This is a genomic window from Dietzia sp. SLG310A2-38A2, assembly GCF_014145095.1.
GTDB lineage: Bacteria > Actinomycetota > Actinomycetes > Mycobacteriales > Mycobacteriaceae > Dietzia.
Genome location: NZ_JAALDX010000121.1, coordinates 1 through 7,070, shown reverse-complemented (window position 1 = coordinate 7,070; position 7,070 = coordinate 1). Strand labels below are relative to the sequence as shown.

General features: G+C 67.5%; 7 protein-coding genes. 2 read left to right on the top strand and 5 right to left on the bottom strand.

Annotated features, from left to right (window positions below):
* The 4 genes from G6027_RS04580 to G6027_RS04565 form a co-directional block, all read right to left on the bottom strand.
* The coding region (locus tag G6027_RS04580; RefSeq protein ID WP_182635800.1) for a DUF3145 family protein at positions 1-475 on the bottom strand (475 nt) is incomplete at its 3' end.
* 204 nt (positions 476-679) lie between these two features.
* On the bottom strand, positions 680-1,555 hold the full coding sequence (locus G6027_RS04575; protein WP_182635798.1) for a serine hydrolase domain-containing protein: 876 nt from the start codon (positions 1,553-1,555) through the stop codon (positions 680-682).
* An 82-nt stretch (positions 1,556-1,637) separates the two neighbouring features.
* Positions 1,638-3,218 (bottom strand): hypothetical protein, encoded by a 1,581-nt coding sequence (locus G6027_RS04570; protein WP_182635796.1) that lies wholly within the window; start codon positions 3,216-3,218, stop codon positions 1,638-1,640.
* Positions 3,215-4,177 (bottom strand): ATP-binding cassette domain-containing protein, encoded by a 963-nt coding sequence (locus G6027_RS04565; RefSeq protein WP_182635795.1) that lies wholly within the window; start codon positions 4,175-4,177, stop codon positions 3,215-3,217. The genes G6027_RS04570 and G6027_RS04565 overlap by 4 nt, the downstream gene beginning before the upstream one ends.
* Before the next feature lie 59 nt (positions 4,178-4,236).
* Here G6027_RS04565 and G6027_RS04560 point away from each other — a divergent pair, with 59 nt between their 5' ends.
* Positions 4,237-5,346 (top strand): alpha/beta hydrolase, encoded by a 1,110-nt coding sequence (locus G6027_RS04560; protein WP_241726823.1) that lies wholly within the window; start codon positions 4,237-4,239, stop codon positions 5,344-5,346.
* A gap of 461 nt (positions 5,347-5,807) precedes the next feature.
* Positions 5,808-6,038, top strand: coding sequence for a hypothetical protein (locus G6027_RS04555; RefSeq protein ID WP_182635793.1), 231 nt, complete (start codon positions 5,808-5,810; stop codon positions 6,036-6,038).
* Positions 6,039-6,597: 559 nt separating this feature from the next.
* Here the strand turns inward: G6027_RS04555 and G6027_RS18380 are convergent.
* On the bottom strand, positions 6,598-7,070 hold a 473-nt coding region (locus G6027_RS18380; RefSeq protein WP_206682465.1), incomplete at its 5' end, for a hypothetical protein.

The following is a 7,070-nucleotide window of genomic DNA, read 5'->3' as shown; positions in this document are numbered from 1 at the left end:
CGGCGGGGTGCCCGCGGAGTGGCTCCAGCGCGCGGTCCCAGGCGGTCCCGAGCTCGGCCTCCACCGCGGTATGGAATGCGGCGGGACCGGCGGCCATGAGGTGACGGAGCCTGTTCTCCCCGATCACCACATCACCGCTCGCGCCGGTCTGGCCGCGCCACATCCCGAGTTCGGGGGTGTGGGAGAAGCGTTCGCCGTCGACGAGGTCGCTCGGGTCCTCGGTGACCTCGAAGGCCAACATCGACCACTTGGCCAGCGAATCGGCCAGGCGCGCCCCGGTGCCGACCGGACCGATCCAGTCGACGATCGCCTTGCGGGCACCCGGCTGGGCCGGCTGGTCCTCCCAACGCATGGCGGAGGACGCGTCGAGGGTGCTCGCGAGAGCCCACTCGACGTGAGGGCACAACGCGGTAGGCGCGGCGTGGATGAACACCACGCCGGTCGTCGTATCCGCGAAATGGTTCAGATCAGACATCGCTTCACTCCCGACTCACTGAGGGACGTCTTCCCCAACGACCTCGCGATATCGTGTGAACGATGATTCGTATGTGGTTGTAGTACACAACTGTGCCTCAAGTGAACGAATTACACCAGCGACACTTCTGCATTCTCAGCAAAGTTACAGCACCGTAATCCCGCCGCCGTGAGTCCCCGGCGGCGTGTCTGCGATGACGGGGGATCAGCCCCCGAGGGAGTCCTCCGGACGGTTGCGTCGGGTGGCGGCGTCCACCACCCGGTCCGACAGCTCCGGCCACAGCGGCTTGGCCCAGTCCCCGAAGTCGCGGTCGGTGAGCACGACAAGGGCCGTCTCGATCTCCGGCTGCACCCACAGCAACGTGCCGGACTGTCCGAAGTGCCCGAAGGTCGCGGGCGAGTTGTGCTGGCCGGTCCAATGCGGATGCTTGGCCTCCCGGAGTTCGAACCCCAGACCCCACGGACACGGCTTGTGCATGCCGTACCCGGGCACGACGCCGTCGAGGCCGCGGAACTGTTCGTTCACCGCCTCCTCCAGCGTCTCGGGCGCCAGGAGCCGCGGTGCCACGAGTTCGCCCGCGAAGGCGACCATGTCGGCGAGGCTGGCCGACGCACCGTGTCCGGCCGAGCCCTCGAGCACCGTCGACCCCATCCCGAGCGGCTGACACACGGCCTCGGTGAGGTACTCGGGGAAGGCGATCCCCGTGGCGTCGGCGATGTGGTCCGCGAGCACCTCGAAGCCGGCCGAGGAGTAGATGCGTCGCTCCCCCGGCGCGGCGCGGACCTTCCCGCGATCACTGAAATCGAGACCGGACGCGTGGGCCAGCAGGTGGCGGACGGTCGAGCCCTCGGGCCCCGCGGCGTCGTCGAGGGAGATCGCCTCCTCCTCGACCGCGAGGAGGGCAGCCACGGCCACTATCGGTTTGGTCACCGAGGCGAGTCGGTAGACGCGGGCGTCGTCACCACGCACGGCCAGGAGCCCCTCCGGGCCGACGACCGCTGCCGAGACGTTGTCCACCGGCCAGTCCTCGACGGCCGCCAGGGCTGCGTCCAGCCGATCTCGATCGAACTCGTCCGACATGTCATCCTCCCGGGTGATGGCAGATCGGGCCGTCGTCGGCCTGATCGTCTACAGCTGTGTGGTCAGTGTGTCAGCTCCGCGGTCACGTTCGCGGCACGTCGCGCCGACGGAACCCGACCAGCCCCGCGACCACCAGGGCGACCGCCAGGGCCAGCAACACCGTCACCCCGACCGTGTCGACCGGCCCGACGGGTGCCCGTCCCACCGCGCCGAACGGTGACAGGCGCATCTGGGACTCGGTGAGCCTGAGGGTGGGGCCCATGAAGGTGACGACGGCGGAGACCGCGAACAGCGCCCAGCCCGATGCCTGCAGGCGGGGCACCAGCCCGAACAGCGCCACCGACACCCCGACGAACGCGAGCACGGCAGGCACCTGCCAGGACCCTGCCGCGACGATCCGTCCCATCGAGTCCGGGTCGTCGAGGGCGACGGAGGTGGACAGCGCGAAGGCGGCTGAACCGGCTGTCACCACCACGACGGCGCCCACGGCCACGACCGCGGTGTGCAGAGCCAGCCACTCCCACCTGGACCGCCCGGCCGCGAGTTCGAGCTCCAACCGACCCGAGGTCTCCTCCCCTCGCAGTCCCCCGAGTGTCTGCAGGGCGAATCCTGCGCCGATTATCCCGACGAACACCACGAGCATCTGCACGAGCGAATCGACGAGCGCCGGGGACTCGACCAGGAAGTCCGCTAGCGTGGGGTTGGACATGATGGCCTCGACGACGACGTCCATCAGGGCTCCGTACATGGTCATCAGCGCCACGACCCCGATCGTCCACCCGGCGAGCGCGCCGAGGTGCTGGTGCACCGCCACCCCGAGCTCGGACTCCCGCCACCTCGAGGCCGTGGCCGATCCGGTGCGGGCCGGCACCAGCCCCGCCCCGACGTCCCGGCGTCCGGTGAGCCACAACGCTGCGGCGGACAACACCCCAGCCGTCACCACGGCCACGACGAGCGGAAGAACGGACACGTCCCCGAACGGACGGACCAGCCCGTGCCATCCCAGGGGCGATGTCCAGCTCACCCAGCTCTCGTTGGTGTCACCGATCCCTCGCAGGACCAGCGTGAGTCCGGCCACGGCCATTCCGGCCGCCCACACGGTGCGGTTGTGCGCCACCATCTGTGCGAGGACGGCCGTCGCCGCGACGTACACCCACCCGGTGGCGACGAGCGAGGCCGCGTAGAACGCCGCCCCGGCGCGGTCGACCGGGATGGCGAGAGTCGCGGCCCAGATGCCCAACCCGAACAGGAGGAAATACCCCGCGGCGACGACGACGGCCGCCGTGACCGGGGCGAGCCGTCCCGTCTGGGCGGAGAGCAGGAGTTCCGTCCTGCCGGTCTCCTCCTCCCGGCGGGTGGACCGGGCGGTCAACGCGATGGCCATGATCGGGATGGCGAAGGAGGCGATGAACGCGTACTCGTTCATCATGACTCCGCCGAGAGTGTCGAGCCCGGCCACCCGACCGTTGAGCATCACCATCGACTCGCCGAGGGTCGCGGAGTAGCCGGCGATCTTCTCCGGGGTGTCGTACAGCGCAGCGATCGAGACGCCGTTGAGCAGATATAGCGAGACCAGGCCGAGCACCCAGGCGGCGGCGCTCCGCCACCCGGTGCGCACCGCGATCCGGACCAGCAGACCGGTACCGGCCAGGGCCGATTTCACCGCGTTCCCCGCGTGTCCGCGGCCGCCGGGGCGTGGTCTCCCCCGGTGTCACCGGCGGAGTAGGCGCTGCGGAACAGGTCGTCCAGGCTGGGCGGGGTCGCCGTGAGCGTGTGGATGCCTGCCGCGTGCAGGATCCCGGTCACCTCGCCGAGCCGTCCCGCCGGCACGTGGCAGCGGATGTCGTACCGCCCCTCGTCGGACCGCTCGATCCGCGGGTGGGTGATCCCGTCGACGCCCTCCAGGCCGCGCGGATCGGCATCGGTGACCGCGTGGACCTCGGTGGTGGTGTGACGACGCAGGTCGCGGAGAGTGCCGGAGCTGATCGTTCGGCCCTCGCGGATGATGCTGACCCGATCGGCCAACGCCTCGACCTCGCCCATGATGTGGCTGGAGAGCAGCACGGTGGACCCGGCGTCGACGGCCTCCCGTACGCACTCCTGGAACTCCTGTTCCATCAGCGGGTCCAATCCGGACGTGGGCTCGTCAAGCACCAGCAGTTCGGCGTCGGAGGCCAGCGCCGCGATGAGCGAGACCTTCTGTCGGTTGCCCTTGGAGTAGTCGCGGGTGCGCTTGGTGGGGTCCAGACGGAAACGCTCGATCAGCTCAGCGCGACGCTCCGGGTCGAGTCCCCCCAGCGCTCGCCCCAGGATGTCGATGCACTGTCCCCCGGTCAGGCGTGGCCACAGCGTCACCTCCCCCGGCACGTACGCCAACCTGGAGTGGAGGTCGACCGCGTCCCGCCACGGGTCGCGCCCGAACAGGGTCACCCGTCCCGAATCGGACCGCATGAGACCCAGCAGGATCCTGATGGTGGTGGATTTGCCGGAACCGTTGGGCCCCAGGAAGCCGTGCACCTCGCCTCGGCGGACGTCCAGGTCGAGGCCGTCGAGCGCCCGGGTGGCGCCGAACGTCTTGACCAGCCCCTCTACGTGTACCACCGGGTCCGAATCTGAACGCATGACCAGTCCCTTCGTCGATTCTCCTCGATCATCCTCTCCATCCTCGGCACAATGTGGCAATGCGCTCACCGATGTCCGGACACAGGACCTTTCGCCCCTCGATCAAGGACCGCCTCACCAAGGCCGCCATGACCGCCTCGGGCTCGCTGCCCGGCCCGGTGATCCAGCTGGCCGGCGGCGCCCCCCGACGGATCGACGGCCAGGTGCTGGACCCGCACTTCCAGGCCGGGGTCCGGGTGATGTCCCTGCTGTCCGAGGGCGAGTACGAGGACTTGCCGCTCGAACAGGCACGCCAGACCGTGGAGCGGTCGGCGTACACCGTCTCGGGGAACCGGATCGACCTCGCCGTCGTCAAGGACCTCGTCCTCCCGCTCGCCGGTAGCGATCAGCCCGGCGACGAGACCGCCCGCGCCGACCTGCCCGCCCGCCTGTACTCCCCCGTCCACGGCGACGAACCGCTGCCGATGCTCGTGTTCTTCCACGGCGGCGGGTGGGTGCTCGGGAGCATCGACTCACACGACGCGACCTGCCGCTACATCGCCCGGATGGGCGGCCTCAAGGTCCTCAGCGTCGACTACCGCCTGGCCCCCGAGTTCCTCTTCCCCACGGCGGCCGAGGACGCCCTGGCCTCATTCCGGTACGTGCGGGACAACGCCGGGTCCCTCGGGGTCGACCCGACGCGCATCGCGGTGGGCGGAGACAGCGCGGGCGGGAACCTGGCGGCGATCGTGTGTCAACAGACCCGCGATGCCGGCGAGAAGACCCCCGACTTCCAGCTGCTGTTCGTCCCCGCGACCAACATGTCCACGCGGACCCGCTCGTTCGAGTTGTTCGGCGAGGGATTCTTCCTCACCGGCAAGAACATGGACTTCTACGAGAACACCTACCTGCGCTCGGACGCCGACCGCCTCGACCCTCGCGCATCCCCGCTGCTGGCCGAGGACTTCTCCGGCCTGCCCCCGGCTCACGTCGCCACCGGCGGGTTCGACCCACTGCGCGACGAGGGCGAGGCATATGCGCGGAAGATGGCCGACGCCGGCGTCAAGGTCTCGCTCCGTCGGCATTCCACGATGGTCCACCCGTTCGTCAACGCAGTCGGTGCGACCCCGCTCGCCCGCGCCGCACTGTCGGAGGCCGTGGGCGCGCTTCGGATGGGTCTGGCGTACTGATCCCCCGTGCGGCCGTGTCGGTCACCCGACGGGGAACGGCACAGTCGTCAATCGCTCTGGGATCTGCCGTACCCGGTCGGCCTCGTCCCTGTTGCGGAGGCGGGAGTAGATCGCCTGTTCGGCAGGCGATCGCGGGGGCGGCCTCCGGCATCGAGGGAGGTGTATCGGGCCACCGCGCATGGAGCCCGAACCGGAAATCTCGTCGCTTGGAACGACCTCAGGGCGGGGCCAGCGGAGCTCGAACCTGCGACCAGCGGAATCTAGTTTGCGAGTTGCGCGCCTTCTCTGCCTAGTCTAGTGGGCCGATACCAGTTTACGCAGGCCACAGCGGCCGAGGTCCGCTCCGAATGGTCCCTGGCTATACCCGGATGTCGGCACAAAGGCGGTTAGTCTCCGGTCACTACGCGGAGCATCTCGTCCGGGTTAGCCCCTGTTGCATCGCGATCGTCTAGCGTGCACCCATGAGCGAGCAATCAACAGCGGGTGGCGGGAGCCGCCGCGAACAGATCGAGGACCTACTGGCGGAGTACGACGGTTGGCGCGCTGTGCTGGATCGAGACGCCGACGAGTACGGCCTCATCGCAAAGACAGTCGCCTTATATCGGTTCGCTATCGCCAATCAAGATTGCGAGGGTGCTACCTTCCTCAATGAGGCGCTGGCGGTCTTTGCAGCGGCAGAGGCGAAGGGCTAAGAATTGTCAAACGAGACTCACCACAATGCGGCCCTAAGCCTGGGAGACCTGGCCGACGAATTAGAACGATGGACGAAAGTTTCGGAGAACGAGAGAGACCAGTATGGGGCATACGACGACCTAAAGCGCATCTACAATTTCGCTATCTCGAACTACGACCAGCCTGGGATCAATTTGCTTTTAAGAGCCTTGGATTCTGACTAGAGAGTCTGCGTAGAGGGCATCTCTACGACCGGGCGCGCAGGGCGCTTTCCAGCAATCGGCACGGGCGGCCACACCTGGACGGCGACCGGCTTACTTAGTCTCCGGACGGCGAGCGCCCGGCACGGGCAGTGAGCATCGTCAGCACGACAATCAATACCTGTGCCGTTAGCAAACCGGCAAGAGGTCTCATTAAGCCAGTAACCGTAGGCTCGTGATCTTCTTGACGATAGGCCGCACCAGAGTCCTGCTTTTTCACTCCGGGGCGAATGCTCGGAGCATGGAAACTCGGCCCTGGACGAACCCGCTGCTTTCGAGGCCCACGCGATCAGATTAGGCATTAGTCGCGTGCAGGGTTTCAGGCGCGCTTTCGTTTTTCGGCCACTTCAGCCGCGAGCTTGTCTGCACGCTGATTGTTGCAAAAGTGGCTTGCGACCTGTACGACGACCTGAGAGCAACCCAGCAGAGACCACGCCACTAGCGCCAATGGAATGGACGCCAACGCCCACGTCGCGCCCCATGGGAACTCACTAACGAGGGGCCAGGCGACTCCAAGACACAGTGAGGTCAGGCTCGCCAAGACGGCGAGAATGGCGACTAGGCGGTACGGCCTCAGAATACCGGCGACGCCGCCGGTAACGTTATCCAACAAGCGCCTGTAGTTTGGGCCAACGATCCCAATTAAGACTGTCATAGCGGTAATGACGAGTGTTGCTACAGCAGCTGCGATACCACAAACAGCGATGAATACAGCCCCCATCGACTCGGACACCTCGTCGCTAAGTGCGGTCGGTAGAGCAATAGGGCTCTTCGCATCTGAGTGTGGGGTCA

What these genes read in the sequence shown, in the direction of transcription:
- G6027_RS04575 (WP_182635798.1), bottom strand. Translation starts at nt 1,555, where the DNA reads ATGTCGGACGAGTTCGATCGAGATCGGCTGGACGCAGCCCTGGCGGCC.
- G6027_RS04565 (WP_182635795.1), bottom strand. Translation starts at nt 4,177, where the DNA reads ATGCGTTCAGATTCGGACCCGGTGGTACACGTAGAGGGGCTGGTCAAG.
- G6027_RS04560 (WP_241726823.1), top strand. Translation starts at nt 4,237, where the DNA reads ATGCGCTCACCGATGTCCGGACACAGGACCTTTCGCCCCTCGATCAAG.
- G6027_RS04555 (WP_182635793.1), top strand. Translation starts at nt 5,808, where the DNA reads ATGAGCGAGCAATCAACAGCGGGTGGCGGGAGCCGCCGCGAACAGATC.